Origin of the sequence: Micromonospora sp. NPDC049903 (genome assembly GCF_044460945.1) — a bacterium.
Lineage (GTDB): Bacteria > Actinomycetota > Actinomycetes > Mycobacteriales > Micromonosporaceae > Micromonospora.
Genome location: NZ_JBITKL010000003.1, coordinates 23135 through 39464 on the forward strand (window position 1 = coordinate 23135; position 16330 = coordinate 39464).

The window sequence follows — 16330 nt, forward strand, 5'->3', positions numbered from 1 at the left end:
GGTTACTCCCCTTCTGCTGCTGCGGCGGCGCTACCGCGAACGTTATCGCGCCGGGGTGACGAACCGACCACCACCGCTACGGTCGTCCCGCTCGGCTGTCGCGGCCTGATCTCCAACCGGCCTCGGATACGTTCCGCTCTCTCGGCCATGATCGCAAGACCATAGTGCCCGTCCGAGCGCTGGTCACCTATGCCGTGACCGTCATCCGACACTTCGATCTGTGCGTACGGCGGATCCACCTCACAGGTGACCCAGAGATTGGACGCTCCGGCGTGCTTACGCGCGTTGGTGACCGCCTCCTGGGCGATGCGCAACAGCTCCGCCTCGGTGGCGGCGGGCAGCCGCGCGGTGGACTCGTCCAGCGACAGATGCACCCGCAGCCCGCCGGAGGCGCCCACGGTCCGCGCGTACTCGGCGATCGCGGCGGCCAGGCCGCCGTGCCGGTCCACCTCGCTGCGCAGCTCGAACAGGCTCAGCCGCAGCTCGGTGATCACCCGGGTGACCTCCTGGCGCAGCGTGCGCAGCGAGTCGGCGGTCTCCTCGGCGTCGTCGTGCACGGTGGCCAGCGCGTTGTCGATGCCGTAGCCGACCATCACGAGTTCCTGGGCCACCCCGTCGTGGATCTCCCGGGCCAGCCGCTGCCGCTCCTCGTTCGTGGCCAGCGAGCGCACCTCATCGAAGAGCAGCGCCGCTTCCAGCCGCAGCGCCGCCGGGCCGGTCAGCGCGGTCACCTGGGAGACCACCGAGGGCGGGTACGCCTGCCCGGCGTCGGCCTCCAGCACCACCAGCCCGACCGTCCGCAGCCCGGCGACCAGCGGCACGATCAGCGCGGAGACGTCGTTGCCCCGGTGCGTGCGGGACTGCGAGCGGGCCGCGGTCTGCGGCTGCTGGCTGGCCCAGGCGTCGGCGATGGCCGAGTCGGCGTCGAGCGTAGTCTCCCAGTCGACCCGGTCGGCCCCGATCTGCGCGAGCACCACCAGCCGCCCGCCGCCACTGGCGGAGAGCACCGCACCCCGGTCGGTGCGGGCCACCGTGCGCAGCTCCTCCAGCAGGTGCTCGGAGATGCCGCCCGGGTCGAGGGTCGCCCCGGGCAACTGCCGGGCCACCGTCCGGAGCTGGGTGAGCAGGCGGGTCGCCTCGGCGTACGGCTGCGGTTTGCCCTCCTGCCGGACCTGCATCACCCGGTGCAGGGTGCTGGCCGCGTAGAGCCCGAGCGCGGCCAGGATCAGCCACTGGGCGCAGACCGCCAGGTAACCGGGTTGGCTGAGCTGGCGTACCCCGCCGACCTCGGTCAGCGCCCCGGCGACCAGCAGGGTCCCGGCGACGACGGCGATGAGCGTGGCGCCCTCGCGGAAGCGCCGCCGCAGCGCGGTCACGGTGACCGGCACCGCGAGGTAGGGCAGCACCGCGGAGGCGCCCAGCCCGCCGACGTGGCCGCCGACGGTGGCGACCGCGGCGACCTGGCTCGCGGCCAGGCCGAGCACCATCACCTCGGCCACCCGGCTCAGCGGCCCGACCAGGCGGTGCTGGGGCGCCAGCAGCGCGGGCACCCCGGCGACCGCCAGCAGGGCGATCCACCACAGTTGCGCCACGTCGCGGGTGGCGAGCAGGGTGAGGACGGCGACCAGCGCGAGGACGACCACCCGCGCCGCCGCGGCGAGCGGGTGGGAGCGGGCCAGAGCCGATGTCGAGGCGGGCACGTGACGGATCGTAGTCAGGCGCCGTAGATGTCGGCGATCTCCGCCGCGTACGTCTTGTGGACGACCTGACGCTTGACCTTCATCGACGGGGTCAGCTCACCGGTGGCCTCGGTGAAGTCGCGGGGCAGGATCCGGAACACCTTGATCGCCTCGGCCTTCGAGACCGACTGGTTGGCCTTGTCCACCGCGGCCTGGATCTCCGCCCGCAGCGCCTCGTTCTCGCGCAGCGCCTCGACGTCGGTCCCGGCCGGCAGCCCGGCCGACTCCAGCCAGGCCGGCAGCGCCTCCTCGTCGAGGGTGACCAGCGCGGCGATGAACGGCTGCCGGTCGCCGACCACCAGGCACTGGCTGACCAGACGGTGCGCCCGGACCTGGTCCTCCAGCACGGCCGGGGCGACGTTCTTGCCGCCGGCCGTCACGATGATCTCCTTCTTCCGGCCGGTGATGGTCAGGTAGCCGTCACCGTCCAGCGAGCCGAGGTCACCGGTGTGGAACCAGCCGTCCGCGGTGATCGCCTCGGCGGTGGCCGCGTCGTTGTGCCAGTACCCCTGGAAGATCAGGTCACCGGCGATGAGGACCTCGCCGTCGTCGGCGATCCGGATGGTCACGCCGGGCAGCGGGCGACCGACGGTGCCGATCCGGGTGAAGTCCGGCAGGTTCGCCGAGGCGGCGGGGGAGGTCTCGGTCAGGCCGTACCCCTCGCAGACGGTGACGCCGACGCCCCGGAAGAAGTGCCCCAGCCGCGCGCCGAGCGGGGCGCCGCCGGAGATCGCGTCCCGGCACCGGCCGCCCAGCGCGGCGCGCAGCTTGCCGTAGACCAGCTTGTCGAAGAGCGCGTGCTGGGCGCGCAGGCCCAGGCCCGGTCCGGACGAGGTCTCCAGCGCCTCGCTGTAGGCGATGGCGACCGCCTCGGCCCGAGCGAAGATCTTGCCCTTGCCGGCGGCCTCGGCCTTCTGCTTCGCGCCGTTGTAGACCTTCTCGAAGACCCGGGGCACGGAGAGCACGAAGGTCGGCTTGACCTCCTGCAACTCGGCGACCAGGTGCTTCGGGTCGGCGCAGTGCGCCATGGTGACCCGGGCGTGCACCACGCCGATCTGGATGAGCCGGGCGAAGGAGTGCGCCAGCGGCAGGAACAGCAGCGTCGACGCGTTCGGGCGGAACAGGTTCGGCAGCACTGGGACCGCGTTGGCGATGTCGGCGTACATGTTGCGGTGGGTCAGCACGCAGCCCTTGGGTCGGCCGGTGGTGCCACTGGTGTAGATGATGGTGGCGACGTCCGAGGAGCGCAGGGCGGCGCGGCGCCGGTCGATCTCGGTCGGTTCCACCGCCGCGCCCGCGGTGACGAGCTCGTCCACCCCGCCGAGGTCGATCTGCCAGAGGTGCGCCAGGTCGGGCAGGTCGTCGCGGACGCCGGCCACCAGGGTGGCGTGGGCGGTGGTCTCCACCACGACGCCGACCGCACCGGAGTCGGCCAGGATCCAGGCGGCCTGCTCGGCGCTGGAGGTCTCGTAGATCGGCACGGTGACCGCGCCGGCCGCCCAGATGGCGTAGTCGACCAGGGTCCACTCGTACCGCGTGCGGCTCATCAGCGCGACCCGGTCACCGGGGCGGACCCCGGCCGCGACCAGGCCCCGGGCCACCGCCACCACCTCGTCGCGGAACTGTCGGCAGGTCACGTCGACCCATCCGCCGGAGCTGTCGCGCCGGACGAACTGGACCGAGTCGGGGGCGGCTTCGGCGTTGTCCCAGACCGGGTCGGTGAGGTTGGCGGAATCGCCGACCGTGACGATCGGCGGGACGGAGAACTCGCGCACCTGCACTCCCTCGTGCTCGCTGGCCGGATCTGCCGCCCGGGCGGCTGGAGTGAAACCTACCGTCTGACCCGCGTACGAGCACATCGCAGGTGGGGCGGCGCGGCGCGGGGCCCGCCTCGGGACGGGTAGCCTCCCCCCATGGCGGACTCCTCCACCCAGTCGATCACCATCGGCGCGCCACCGGACCGGGTGGTGGCGGTGATCTGTGACTTTCCGAGCTATCCCGAGTGGGCCGAGGCGGTGCGACAGGCCGAGGTCGTCGAGGAGTACGAGGACGGCTATGCCAGCCAAGTCCGGTTCGTCCTCGACGCCGGGGTGATGGCCGACGAGTACGTGCTCGAGTACGGCTACTCCGAGGACCTGTCCCACATCGAGTGGCACCTGGTGGCCCCCTCGAAGATGCAGCGGTCCCAGCGTGGCTCGTACGACCTGGTGGCCGACGCCGACGGGGGCACCACCGTGACGTACACGCTGGAGGTGGACCTCGCGGTCGGAATGCTCGGGATGTTCCGCCGCAAGGCCGAGAAGATGATCATGGACGCCGCGTTGAAGCAGCTCAAGCGCCGGGTAGAAGCACTCGGTGCGGCGCAGTGACGCGTCCGGCGACCCGGTCGCCACGGTAGAGGAGCCCAACATGGGTGCGACAGATCCGGGTACGGCCCGGGAAGAGGCGGAGCGGCTGGTCGCCACTCTGCTGGCCGGCGTCAGGCTGGCCGCCGCCAATCCCGGCGCCGGGCCGTTCGGCCCGCTCGGTGGGATGGTGACCAGTGTCCTCGGTCACAAGGACGCCCCCGGCGGCCGGGCTGGTCACGCCGAACCGACCGGCGTCGGTTTCGCCACCGGTGCCGCAGAATGCTGTGTCTGTCCGGTCTGTCGAGGTATCGCCGCGTTGCGTGATCCGAGTCCGGAGTTCGCCGAGCGGCTGGCCACCGGCGCCGGCGACCTCGCCGCCGGTCTGGCCAGCTTCCTGCGGGCCTTCACCCCGACCGACCCACCCTTCGACCCCAGCGCACCGCCCTCCACCCCGCCCCAGCCCGACCCCGGCCACGCCGGGTCCCCGTCCGACCCCCCGGCGTCCACCGCCGGCCCGTCCACGCCCGCCGGGCGCAGCCCGGACAGCGATCACGTGTGGCGCGAGGCCACCCGTACCGGGCATGATTCTCAGCCGGCACCGGAGCGGGACGTCTGGTCCGCCGCCACCCGGGCGGAGGACCCCGCCGCGCCGGTCGCCACGCCCGTCGACGCCGCCGGGCCGGTCGGGCCGACCGCACGCCGCACGCCGGGCGACCGCCCGGTGGTGCCCGCCTCGCGGGTGCCCGACGGCGCGCTTGCGTCGGGGGACGAGCCCGCAGCGGAGGCGGAGGCCGTGCCCGGCAGGCCGCAGGGCGAGCCAGGCGACGGGGCCTGACCAGGGAGGACCCGTACCACCGGCGAGGGCAGGTGCGCGGGGCGGCACAGCAGAGGGGAGTGGCGGCGGTGACGCTGACCATCGGAGTCGACGTCGGTGGCACGAAGGTGGCCGGCGGTGTCGTCGACGACACCGGCAGGGTTCTCGTGCAGACCCGACGGGACACCCCCGCCGACGACGTCGGCAAGACGCGGGACGTCATCATCGAACTGGTCACCGAGCTCGCCTCCGGACACCAGATCCAGGCGGTCGGCATCGGCGCGGCGGGCTGGATCGACGCCGGCCGCTCGACCGTCCTGTTCGCCCCCAACCTGGCCTGGCGCGACGAGCCGCTTCGCGCGTACGTCAGCGCGGCCGTCGGGCTGCCGGTGATCGTGGAGAACGACGGGAACGTGGCCGCCTGGGCCGAGTTCCGCTACGGTGCCGCCCGGCAGGCCGACGACTCGATGGTCATGTTCACCATCGGCACCGGTGTCGGCGGCGGCATCGTGCTCGGCGGTGAACTGGTCCGGGGTGCCAACGGCATCGCTGCCGAACTCGGACACATGCTCACCGTGCCGGACGGCCACCAGTGCGGCTGCGGGCGGCTGGGCTGCATCGAGCAGTACGCCAGCGGCAGCGCCCTGGTCCGTTTCGCCCGCGCCGCCGCCCGGCAGGAGCCGCACCGCGCCACCGCGCTGCTGGAACTCGCCGACGGTGAGGCCGAGGCGATCACCGGCCCGATGGTGACGGCCGCGGCCAAGGGCGGTGACCCGGTGTCCGCCGAGGCGTTCGCCCAGGTCGGCCGCTGGCTCGGCACCAGCCTGGCGGACATGGCGCAGATCCTCGACCCGCAGGTCCTGGTCGTCGGCGGTGGCGTCATCGACGCCGGTGACCTGCTGATGGGCCCGACCCGGCGCTCGTTCACCGATGCGCTGGCGCAGCGCAGCCGGTTGCCGGTGGCCGACATCCGCCCCGCCGAACTGGGCAACTCCGCCGGCGTCATCGGCGCGGCCGACCTCGCCCGACGGATCTGAGATGAGCGCTCCCGGCGTGCCGCTGCGCGTCGTGTCGTACAACGTGCACGGCCAGCGCGACGACACCGCCGCGCTGGCCGAGGTGGTCCGCACCACGGCACCGGACGTGGTGGTGGTCCAGGAGGGCCCGCGTCGCTTCCGGTGGCGGGAGAAGTCGGCCGCGCTGGCCGAGTCGTTCGGTCTGGTGGTCACCGCCGGTGGGCTGCCCGCCCTGGGCAACCTGGTCCTGACCGACCTGCGGGTACGGGTGACCGGCGCGCGCTGCCAACGGTTCCCGCTCACCCCGGGGCGGCACCTGCGCGGCGCCGCGTACGCCGACTGCGTGGTGGGCCGGTCCGCCCGGTTCACCGTGGCCGGCTCGCACCTGTCCACCGATCCGACCGAGCGGCCCGGTCAGGCGGAGCTGTTCCGGCGGGACCTGGCCGCCGCGCCGTACCCCGTGATCGCCGCCGCCGACCTGAACGAGGAGCCGGGCGACCCGGCCTGGCGGACCGTGGCGGAGGGGCTGACCGACACGGCGGTGGCCGCGGACCGCGCCGACCGGCTCACCTACTCCTGCGCGAACCCCCGGCGACGCATCGACGCCCTTTTCGTCGACCCCCGGATCACCGTGGTCGACTACGACGTGCTGGACACCCCGCTGACCCGCCGTGCCAGCGATCATTTTCCGATCCTGGTCGACCTGCTGATTCCCGCCGTCGACTGACCTTCGGCGCTCCGGCGGACTGGACATCCCGCTCCGTTGTGGAGAGGATTTCGCGCGACCCGGCACCCGTGCCGAGACGAAGGAGACCCCGGTGCCCACCCCCACCGCGCACCACGGTCGGTCCGAACCGGAGACGACCCCCCTCGCCCGCAGCAGTGACGGCCGCCCGGTCTCCGACCGCGGCGACACCGTCTGCGTCATCGGCGCCGGCGCCAGCGGCCTGACCGCCGTCAAGAACCTCGCAGAGCACGGCTTCGGCGTCGACTGCTACGAGCGCGAGACGGGCATCGGCGGCGCCTGGAACTGGCGGCACGACCGCAGCCCGGTGTACGCCAGCACGCACCTGATCTCGTCGCGGCCGTTCACCCAGTTCCCCGACTTCCCGATGCCCGACGACTGGCCCGACTACCCGCACCACAGCCAGTTGCTGTCCTACTTCGAGCGGTACGCCGACCACTTCGACCTGCGCCGGCACATCTGGTTCGGCACCGAGGTGGTGCGGGTCGAGCCGGTCGCCGACGACCGCTGGGACGTCACCACCCGCAGCACCGGCGGGTACGGCCCGGAGCGCACCTCCCGGTACGCAGCCGTGGTGATCGCCAACGGACACAACTGGTCGCCGAAGCTGCCCCGCTACGAGGGACTGGAACAGTTCCGGGGCGAGGTGATGCACGCGTCGTCCTACAAGGACCCGGCCCAGTTGCGGGGCAAGCGGGTGCTGGTGGTGGGCGCCGGCAACACCGGGTGCGACATCGCGGTGGAGGCCGCGCAGCAGGCGGCACGCTGCTGGCACTCCACCCGCCGGGGCTACTGGTACGCCCCGAAGTACGTCTTCGGCCGCCCCGCCGACCAGGTCAACGACACCCTGTTGGCGTTGCGGGTGCCGCTGCGGGTCCGGCAGTGGCTCTATCACCGCACGCTGCGGCTGACCGTCGGCGACCTGACCCGGTTCGGCCTGCCCCGGCCCGACCACCGGGTGTACGAGACGCACCCGATCGCCAACAGCCAGCTCGTCTACTACGTCGGCCACGGCGCGATCACGCCGGTGCCGGACGTGACCCGGTTCCACTCGCACTCGGTGGAGCTGACCGACGGCCGGCAGATCGACCCGGAGGTGGTCGTCTGCGCCACCGGCTACCTGCCGCGCTTCGAGTTCCTGGACGCGAAGATCCTCGGCGACGACGAGGGCGTGGGCCGGCCCCGGTTGTGGCTCAACGCCTTCGTGCCGGAGCACCCCACCCTGGCGGTGACCGGGCTGCTCCAACCGGACTCCGGTGTGTTCACCCTGTCGCACTGGCAGGCGGTGATCTTCGCCCGGCTGCTGCGGCTGCGGACCACCCGGCCGGAGCGGGCGACGGCGTTCGCCGCGCGGGTCCGGGCCAACGCCGGGGAGCGCTACTCGGGTCAGGTCAAGGACTCGACCCGGCACTGGTTCGAGGTCGGCCACGCCGACTACCTGCGGGTGCTGGAACGCGCGCTGCGCGACCTGGAGGCCAAGTGAGCGAGCGAAGCGAGGCGGCGGCGTGAGCGACCGGAGGGAGCGAACCATCGGGTGCGGTGCGGGTGTGTCTCGCGCCGCCGGGGAGCGAAGCGAGGCGGCGGCGTGAGCGACCGGGTGCGGGTGATGCGGGCCTGGGAGTGGGCGCGGCCGGTGCGTCCGGTGCGCCGCGAGGTGCTCAGCGCCACGCCCGAGCTGGAGGAGGGGCGGCCACCCCTGCTGTTCGTGCCCGGCTTCGGGCACGGCGCCTGGGTGTACGCCGAGCACTGGCTCGGGCACGCCGCCGCGCGCGGTTTCCCCGCGTACGCGGTGAGCCTGCGGGGGCACGGCGACAGCGGTCCGGCGCCGGACGCGACGCTGCGCGCGTACGCCCACGACGTGGTGCAGGTGGCGGCGGGCCTGCCGCGCCAGGCGGTGCTGGTGGGGCACGGCGCCGGGGCCCTGGTGGTCGCGCACGCCCTGGCCCGGTATCCGGCCCGGGCGGCGGTGCTGGTGGCGCCGGTCCTCGGCGGGTGGGCGACGTTCGGTGCCGCGGTGCGGCGCAACCCACTCGGCACCCTCCCGGCGGTCTTCGGCGGCGGGCTACGCCTGCACCGCCGCCAGTTGTTCAGCCGCGAGCTGCCCGAGGCCGACGCCCGGCGCTACACCGGCCGGCTGGGGCGGGCGGCCCGGCGGGCGCAGTGGCGGCTGCTGACCGGGGCCGAGCCGGAGCCGCCGGTGGGTCGTCCGCCGGTGTTGGTGCTGGGCAGTCCGGACGACCGGGTGGTGCCGCCGTCGGCGCTGACCGGGGCGGCCCGCCGGTATGACTCGGCACCGCTGCTCTTTCCCGGCATGGGGCACGACCTGATGCTCGACGCGCGGTGGCAGGAGCCGATCGACGCGATCCTGGACTGGCTGGACAAGGGCCCGGCCCGCGACGACCGGCCCTGAGTCCGCGACGACCGGCCCGGAACGCGCGGCCTTCCGGCCCGGTCCGCGTGGTGCGGGCCCGGGCCGGGCCCACCCACCTCAGCCGCTGGTGAGGTGGGTGACCAGGTCGCCGCTCTGGTCCAGGGTGGACAGGTAGGACCGGGCCCAGGCCCGGATGTCGTGCTGGTGCAGGTGCTCGCGCATGGCCCGCATCCGGGTATGGACGTCCGCCGGGTCGGCCCGCAGCGCCGCGAGCAGGCCCTGCTTGAGCCCCTCCAGGTCGTGCGGGTTGACCAGGTACGCCTGCGGCAGCTCGGCCGCCGCTCCGGCGAACTCGCTGAGCAGCAGCGCGCCCGCGTCGTCCACCCGGGCGGCGACGTACTCCTTGGCGACCAGGTTCATTCCGTCCCGCAGCGGGGTCACCGCCATCACGTCGGCGACCCGATAGAGCGCGGCCAGTTCGGCCCGGTCGAACGGCTGGGTCAGGTAGTGGATGGCCGGCTCGCCGACCCGGCCGAACTCGCCGTTGATCCGTCCGACCTCGCGTTCGACCCGGTCGCGGAGGATCTGGTACTGGCCGACCCGCTCCCGGCTGGGCACCGCCACCTGCACCAACACGGTGTCGCGGACCTTGACGTGCCCACCGGCCAGCAACTCGCTGTACGCCTTGAGCCGCTGCTCGATGCCCTTGGTGTAGTCCATCCGGTCGACGCTGAGGATCACGTGGTCCGGGCTGCCGAGGTCGTGCCGCAGCCGTCGGGCCCGGTCCGCCACCGCCGGGCGGCCGGCCAGCGCGGCCATCTCGGCGGTGTCGATGGAGACCGGGAACGCGCCGATGCGGACCACCCGATCCTCGACCGCGATCCGCCGGTCGGTGGCCGGCAGGCCCAGCACCTTGGAGACCAGTTGGGCGAAGTTGTGCGCGGCCTGCGCCCGCTGGAAGCCGACCAGGTCCGCGCCGAGCATGCCGTGCAGCAGTTCGGCGCGGCGGGGGAGCTGCATGAACAGCTCCGGCGGCGGGAACGGCACGTGCAGGAAGAAGCCGATGCGCAGGTCGGGTCGGAGCGTACGGAGCAGCCCCGGCACCAGTTGCAGGTGGTAGTCCTGCACCCAGACCACCGCGCCGGGCTCGGCGACCTCGGCGGTGGCCTCCGCGAACCGCTGGTTGACCCGTTGGTACGCGTCCCACCAGCGCCGGTGGTGCTCCGGCTGCTCGACCGCGTCGTGATAGATCGGCCAGAGGGTCGCGTTGGCGAACCCCTCGTAGTGGTCGCGCAGATCCTCGCCGCTCAGCGGCACGGCGTGCATCCGCACCCCGTCGACGTCCGGCAGGCTGGGTGCGGGGCCTGTCCCGCCCGCCCAACCGACCCATGTCGCCGGGGTGTGTCGTAACAGCGGGTGTAGCGCACTCACCAGCCCGCCGGGGCTGCGGCGCCACTCACAGGCGCCGTCGAGCGCCACGTTGTCGTCGATGGGGAGGCGGTTGGCCACCACCACGAGAGAACTCTGTCGCATCTCGGGCATTCCGATCAGCAGGGGGAGTGACCGCCCACGAGGAAAGGAACAACCGGGCAGTCGGCGGGTGACGTGACGTACTGCGGTATTCCTACTGACAGTAAGTTACACCACTGTCACGTCCCCTGGCGTGGGCGGTGCGCGTCCCGGTATCCGGGCGGCTACGGTGCGCGGTGGACGCGGACGCCGGTCGGCTCAGACGACCGCGCCGTCGTCCGGCCCCCGGTCCTCGGCGTCGCCGGGACGCAGCCGCCAGACCAGCGTGACGAATCCGGCCAGGATGCCGGTGAAGCCGAGCAGCGTCACGATGCTCGGGTCGGCGGGGAGCATGTCCGGGAAGAGGAACAACACGAAACCGAGCACCACGGCGAGGACGCCCGCCACGGCGTACTTCGACACCCGGGGCAGCGGCGGGGGCGGCGGCGGGACGTAGCGCTCGTCGTCGTCGGGGTCGTCCGGCAGGTCGGCACCGAAGGTGTCCAGGCCCTCCAGCAGCGACGGACCGTCGCCGTCACGCGGCCCGCGTCCCACCGACACGCCGGAGACGTCGGCGGCGTAGGGCAGCCGGCGTACGTCGGTGGCGGTGGGGCCGGTCGGCTCCTCGGGCGTCGGCCGAGGGGTGGTGATCGTGCTGCTGCCGCCGTCGGCCTGGTCGTCCACGTTCTCCGCGGCGGGCCACGGCTGGTCCCCGCTGCCCGGCGAGTTGTGGAAACCGGCGACGATCCGTTCCCACTCGGCGTCGATGTCCGGTTCCTCGGGGCGGGCCGTGCCGGACTCGTCGGCGAGCTGGCTGAGGTAGTCCCGAGCGGTGCTCAGGTGCGAGCGGTCCACGTAGAGCCGGTCGACCGGCCGGGCCGGGACCGTGGTGGTGCGGGTGACCGGGTTCAGGTCGGCCGAGGGTTGCAGATAGGCGGCGATGCCGCCGGCGGCCAGCACGTCGAGCAGGTGCTCACCGACGCGCGGGTCGACGTCGCCGGCGATGGCGTACTCGCTGGCGTCGAGCCCGTTGTCCCGCCGTCCCCGGCGGGCCCCACCCGCTGACACCGGACCATCCTCCTCATCGCGCCGCCGGCGCGCCCCGCGTCCAGCTCCTCGGCGCACCCCCGCACGCCGTGCTCTGAATCGTGACACGTCCGGGGTCGGTTCGGGGAGTGCCTTGTGGCGTGGGGTACGAAGTCGGTGTCCGTGCCGCTGGTCGCGGCCGTACCTCTATGTCCGTTCTTGCTCGGAGCGTGCCAGGGGACACGGTCGGCGACACGCTCCGCCCGGCGGGTCGGTCGGTCCGCTCGGGCGTTGTGGCGGGCGGTGGAGCTTCGTAGGCTTCCTGCCACGCGGCCGTGCCGTCGCGACGACGACCGCCTCGCCGAAAGGACGCCGGTGCTGTACTGGCTCTTGAAGTACGTGTTCCTCGGCCCGCTGCTGAGAGTGATCTTCCGGCCGCAGGTGGAGGGCCTGCACCACGTACCGGCGACCGGCCCGGTGATCCTGGCCAGCAACCACCTCTCCTTCTCCGACTCGATCTTCACCCCGCTGATCGTGCCGCGGAAGGTCACCTTCGTGGCGAAGGCCGAGTACTTCACCGGCAAGGGCCTCAAGGGCTGGCTGACGAAGATGTTCTTCGTCGGCACCGGCACCATCCCGGTGGACCGCTCCGGCGGTCAGGCCGCCCGCGCCGCGCTGGACACCCAGCTCAGCGTGCTGCGCGCCGGTGGCATCGCGGGCATCTATCCGGAGGGCACCCGGTCACCCGACGGGCGGCTCTATCGGGGCAAGACCGGCGTGGCCCGGCTGGCGTTGGAGAGCGGCGCGCCGGTGGTGCCGGCGGTGATGCTCAACCTGGACGAGATCCAGCCGCCGGGCACGATCGTCCCGAAGCTCGCGCGGGTCCGGATCCGCTTCGGCCCGCCGCTGGACTTCTCCCGGTACGCTGGGATGTCCGGTGACCGCTTCGTCGAGCGCGCCGTCACCGACGAGATCATGTACGAGCTGATGGAGCTCTCCGGCCGCGAGTACGTCGACGTGTACGCGCAGAAGCTCAAGACCACGCCCACCCCGGTACCGGCCGCCTCGGTCGCCGCCTGAGCCGACCCGGGCGACGGTCAGGAGGCCAGGGTCCGGGTGCCCGCCTCCGACGGGTGGGCCAGGCGGAGCAGGCCGGGTGCGCCATTGCGGTGCGCGAACGCGCGTACCTCGGTCAGCGGCCCGCTGGTCGCCGCCGGGTCGTCCGCCGACGCCAGCTCGCGCACCGCGAACGTCAGCGCCAGCATCCGGTCGGTCACGTCGGGGATCCCGGCGTAGATCTCGGCAGCGGCCAGGTGCAGCTCGGCCGCGCGTCGGTGGTCGCCGTCGGCACCGGCCAGCGCCCCGGTCACGGTTCGCAGGGCCGCCTCCGACCAGGGCGTACGGTGCCCCACCTGGTCCAGCATGGCGCGGACCCGGGCCGCCGGCTTGCGTCCGGACAGGGTGGCCGCCCAGCCGGCGGCGGCGATCCACTCGCCGCTGGCCAGCGCGGGCACCGTCGTCCACGCCCCGGCCAACTCGTCGACGAGCGCCGCGGCCTCCTCGGTGCGCTCCTGCAACGCCCGGCACAGCGCGCCCATCGCCACCATCGTCCAGTGCAGCCGGTGGAAGCCGCTGCGTCGGGCGGTGTCCAGCGCGGCGGCCACGTCGTCGCCGGGTGCCTCGGCGCCCTCACCCGGCTGCCGTGGCGGTCCGGCGGCGGGCGGTACCGGTTGGCCCCGCAGCACCAACAGGCACGACCGCAGCCCCCGCACCTGCATGTCCCAACTCCCGGTGGGCGTGTCGACGAACGCCTCGGCGGCGGCGAGCAGGCGCGGGAAGTCCCCCTCGAACCAGGCGCGCATCGCCTCACCGGAGTAGCTGGTGGTCAGCGTCTGCCCGCTGGCGGTGCGGGCCGGCGCCGCCGAGAGCAGTGCGTCGGAGCGCAGCCAGTCGCCCTCCTCGCGGACCGCGTACGCGAGGTTCTGGGTGGCCCGGGGCAGCGCCAGGAGTTGGCCGGCGCGGCTGAACTCGGCCAGCGCGTGCAGCTCGTCCAGGCCGGCCCGGTCACCGGCCTGGTACCGGGCGGTGGCCGCGGTGATCCGCGCGTTGGTGCGGGTCTCGGTCAGCCCGAGCCGCTCGCCGATCTCGGCGGCGGTGGCCGCCGCCGCCACCGCCGGATCGCGCTCGTAGTTGAGCATGTGCAGCCGGCCCAGCTCGGCGAAGGCGTCGGCCTTCTGGGCGCTGTCCGGCAGCGGCTCGAACAGCCGCACCGCCCGGTCCAGGCAGACCAGTGCGGCCTGCCGGTCGGCCCGCAGCCAGGCCGCCTGGCCGAGCAGCGTCCAGGCCCGGGCCGCGCACGCCTCGTCGCCGCAGGCCAGCAACCGGTCGGCCAGCGTCTGCACCTGCTCCGGCCCGCCGCCGGAGAGGAACGCGTTGCCGTCCCGATAGAACGAGATCTCGGTGCTGAGCAGCTCCAGTTGCAGCCGGCCGACCGGGTCGGAGTCGTCGGCCAGACCGAGCGCGCGGGCCGCGTGGCTGGCGGCCGCGTCCAACCCGTGCAGCGCGTACGCCCGGCGGGCGGCCCGGTGCAGCGCGGCCCGGGCCGGACCGGCGTAGCGACGGGTCTCCAGGTCCAGCGACCGGGCGATCTCGTGCGCCGCCCAGCGGTGGTGGGCCAGCACCTCGGCCAGGTCGGTGTCCCGGCTCTGCGACAGGGTGTCCAGCCAGTCGGCCGTCCGGTCGTGCCGGGCCACCCGCTCGGTACGCGGCAGCCGCTGGTAGCACACGTCGCGGACCAGCACGTGTCGGAAGCGGTACTCCGGCTGGCCGGCCATCGTGGACGCGGCCTGCTCGTGCACGAAGTCGCGCTGCTCCAGCCGACGCAGGGCGCGCTCGACCGCCTCCACCGGCTGCCCGACGGCGGCGGCCACCGCGCCGGGCCAGAACTGCACGCCGACCACGGCCGCGGCCAGCAGCACCGCCCGGTCCTTCGGGTCGAGCAGGTCGACCCGGTTGGCGATGACCGCGTGCACGCTCTCCGGCATCGGCAGGTCCAGGTGCTTCTCCAGCGACCAGCCCCGCCCCGACTGCCGCAACGCGCCCTGCTCGATGAGCATCCGGACGTACTCGTGCGCGTAGAGCGGGTTGCCGCCGGCCACCTCGATCAACGGGGTCAACAGGTCGGCCGAGAAGGCGGCCTGCCCGAACATGTGCGCGTACAACGCGGCGATGCCGGTGTCCCGCAGCGGCGGCAGGGTGATGGTCACCGAGCCGGTGATCGTCCCCGCCCAGCTCGGATCGCGGTCGACCAGCTCGGGACGGGCGGTGCAGAGCAGCAGCAGCGGCACGTCCCGGGCCGCCGCGCCGAGCAGCTCCACGAAGCGCAGCATGGCGTCGTCGGCCCAGTGCAGGTCCTCGAAGACCAGTACGGTCGGTCGACGCGCGGCCAGAGCCAGCAGGAAACGCCGCCAGGCCGACTCGGCCTCCTCGGCCGGCAGCGGCGTACCGGCCAGACCGACCAGCGGACGCAGCGCGTCGGCGACCCGGTCGCGCTCGCCGGGCCCGACCAACTCGGCCACCGCCCCGGCGAGCCGCTGCGCGGCGCTGGTGGCCGGATCGGTGTCCAGGATGCCCGCCTCGGCCTTGACGATGTCGGCCAGCGCGGCGAACGTGACGTTCTCCCCGAACGGCGGGCAGCGCCCGATCCGCCAGGTCAGCGGCTCGTCCACCAGCCGGCCGGTGTGCCGGTGCAGTTCGCGGACCAGCCGGCTCTTGCCGATGCCGGCCCGGCCGAAGACGGTGACCACCTGCGGGCGGCGGTCGCGCAGGCTGCGGTGCAGCGCGTTGACCAGCATGCCCAGCTCGTGCTCACGGTCGATCAGTGGCGTGGTGTCCGGTTCGCGGTCGGTGGCCTGCTGGCGTACCGCGGACAGCGCCAGCCACACCTCCGTGGGCGCGGACCGGCCGCGCAGCGTGACCGGGGGCTGCTCGTCGTAGCGGATGGTGTCCCGGGTGAGCGAATGCGTGGTCCCGTCCACCAGCACCCCACCGGGCGGTGCCACCGACTGCAACCGGGAGGCGGTGTTCACCACGTCACCGGCGACGATCGCCTGCCCGCCGTCGCGGGCCGCGGCCACGTCCACCAGCGCCTCGCCGGTCGCCACGCCGACCCGGAAGCGCAGTCCGTCGGTGCCGGTGGGAGTGAACCGGGTCAGCACGCGTTGCAGCTCCAGACCGGCGCGGACGCAGCGCAACGCGTCGGTCTCGGTGGCCACCGGCGCGCCGAACAACGCCATCACCGCGTCGCCGATGTACTTCTCCACCACCCCGCCGTACTGCCCGACCACCCGGCGGGCGGCGGCGAAGAAGCCGGTCTGCATGCCCCGGACCAGCTCCGGGTCGGCCCGCTCGACGTACGGCGTGAAGTCGATCAGGTCGACGAAGAGGACGCTGACCCGGCGTCGGTCCTCCTGGCCGATGGTGGCGGGACGGTCGCTGCCGGCCCGGGGTGTGCCGCAGGAGGTGCAGAAGGCCACGTCGGCGGCGAGCGGGTTCAGGCAGTGCGGGCAGACGGCGCCGAGCTCCGCACCGCAGCCACCGCAGAAGCGGTCGCCGTCGGCGGCGGTGCGTCCACAGCGATCACACTGTGCGGCGATGACACCCTCCACTGGCGAGCCCCGACGCCCGGGGGCGCAGGTCCGAGTATCGCTGCCCGGTGGACTGTCGGGTACCGGGCTGTTGGCTTGTGGACACTCCTCCGGGC

The 16330-nt window shown here is 73.6% G+C and carries 12 protein-coding genes; 7 read left to right on the forward strand and 5 right to left on the reverse strand.

Annotated features, from left to right (window positions below; all coding sequences use genetic code 11):
• Positions 1 to 2: 2 nt before the first annotated feature.
• Entirely contained in the window at positions 3 to 1700 is a 1698-nt protein-coding gene (locus ACIBO1_RS07905; RefSeq protein ID WP_350696273.1) for a histidine kinase, read from the reverse strand.
• Between the two features lie 14 nt (positions 1701 to 1714).
• Positions 1715 to 3514: an AMP-dependent synthetase/ligase gene (locus ACIBO1_RS07910; protein WP_396742524.1), complete on the reverse strand. Its 1800-nt coding sequence runs from the start codon at positions 3512 to 3514 to the stop codon at positions 1715 to 1717.
• A gap of 138 nt (positions 3515 to 3652) precedes the next feature.
• Here ACIBO1_RS07910 and ACIBO1_RS07915 point away from each other — a divergent pair, with 138 nt between their 5' ends.
• The 6 genes from ACIBO1_RS07915 to ACIBO1_RS07940 all read left to right on the forward strand — a co-directional run bounded on the left by ACIBO1_RS07915 (position 3653) and on the right by ACIBO1_RS07940 (position 9072).
• Complete coding sequence (locus ACIBO1_RS07915; protein ID WP_396742526.1) at positions 3653 to 4108, forward strand: SRPBCC family protein; 456 nt, start codon at positions 3653 to 3655, stop codon at positions 4106 to 4108.
• A gap of 40 nt (positions 4109 to 4148) precedes the next feature.
• Positions 4149 to 4922 (forward strand): hypothetical protein, encoded by a 774-nt coding sequence (locus tag ACIBO1_RS07920; protein WP_396742528.1) that lies wholly within the window; start codon positions 4149 to 4151, stop codon positions 4920 to 4922.
• A gap of 68 nt (positions 4923 to 4990) precedes the next feature.
• Positions 4991 to 5938, forward strand: a complete 948-nt coding sequence (locus ACIBO1_RS07925; protein ID WP_396742530.1) for an ROK family glucokinase — start codon at positions 4991 to 4993, stop codon at positions 5936 to 5938.
• A gap of 1 nt (position 5939) precedes the next feature.
• Complete coding sequence (locus tag ACIBO1_RS07930) at positions 5940 to 6644, forward strand: endonuclease/exonuclease/phosphatase family protein (protein ID WP_396742532.1); 705 nt, start codon at positions 5940 to 5942, stop codon at positions 6642 to 6644.
• A 91-nt stretch (positions 6645 to 6735) separates the two neighbouring features.
• On the forward strand, positions 6736 to 8145 hold the full coding sequence (locus ACIBO1_RS07935) for a flavin-containing monooxygenase (protein WP_396742534.1): 1410 nt from the start codon (positions 6736 to 6738) through the stop codon (positions 8143 to 8145).
• Positions 8146 to 8268: 123 nt separating this feature from the next.
• On the forward strand, positions 8269 to 9072 hold the full coding sequence (locus ACIBO1_RS07940; RefSeq protein WP_396743260.1) for an alpha/beta hydrolase: 804 nt from the start codon (positions 8269 to 8271) through the stop codon (positions 9070 to 9072).
• A 78-nt stretch (positions 9073 to 9150) separates the two neighbouring features.
• Here ACIBO1_RS07940 and ACIBO1_RS07945 read toward each other — a convergent pair whose 3' ends face one another.
• Together ACIBO1_RS07945 and ACIBO1_RS07950 are read right to left on the reverse strand one after the other, a co-directional pair.
• Positions 9151 to 10566: a trehalose-6-phosphate synthase gene (locus ACIBO1_RS07945; RefSeq protein ID WP_396742536.1), complete on the reverse strand. Its 1416-nt coding sequence runs from the start codon at positions 10564 to 10566 to the stop codon at positions 9151 to 9153.
• Between the two features lie 195 nt (positions 10567 to 10761).
• Positions 10762 to 11610: a DUF308 domain-containing protein gene (locus ACIBO1_RS07950; RefSeq protein ID WP_396742538.1), complete on the reverse strand. Its 849-nt coding sequence runs from the start codon at positions 11608 to 11610 to the stop codon at positions 10762 to 10764.
• A 333-nt stretch (positions 11611 to 11943) separates the two neighbouring features.
• Between ACIBO1_RS07950 and ACIBO1_RS07955 the strand changes: the two genes are divergently transcribed.
• Positions 11944 to 12648: a lysophospholipid acyltransferase family protein gene (locus ACIBO1_RS07955; RefSeq protein ID WP_396742540.1), complete on the forward strand. Its 705-nt coding sequence runs from the start codon at positions 11944 to 11946 to the stop codon at positions 12646 to 12648.
• Positions 12649 to 12665: 17 nt separating this feature from the next.
• Here the strand turns inward: ACIBO1_RS07955 and ACIBO1_RS07960 are convergent, their stop codons facing one another.
• Positions 12666 to 16235 carry an ATP-binding protein gene (locus ACIBO1_RS07960; RefSeq protein ID WP_396742542.1) on the reverse strand — a complete coding sequence of 1190 codons (3570 nt, stop codon included), beginning with the start codon at positions 16233 to 16235 and terminating at the stop codon, positions 12666 to 12668.
• Between the last annotated feature and the right edge of the window lie 95 nt (positions 16236 to 16330).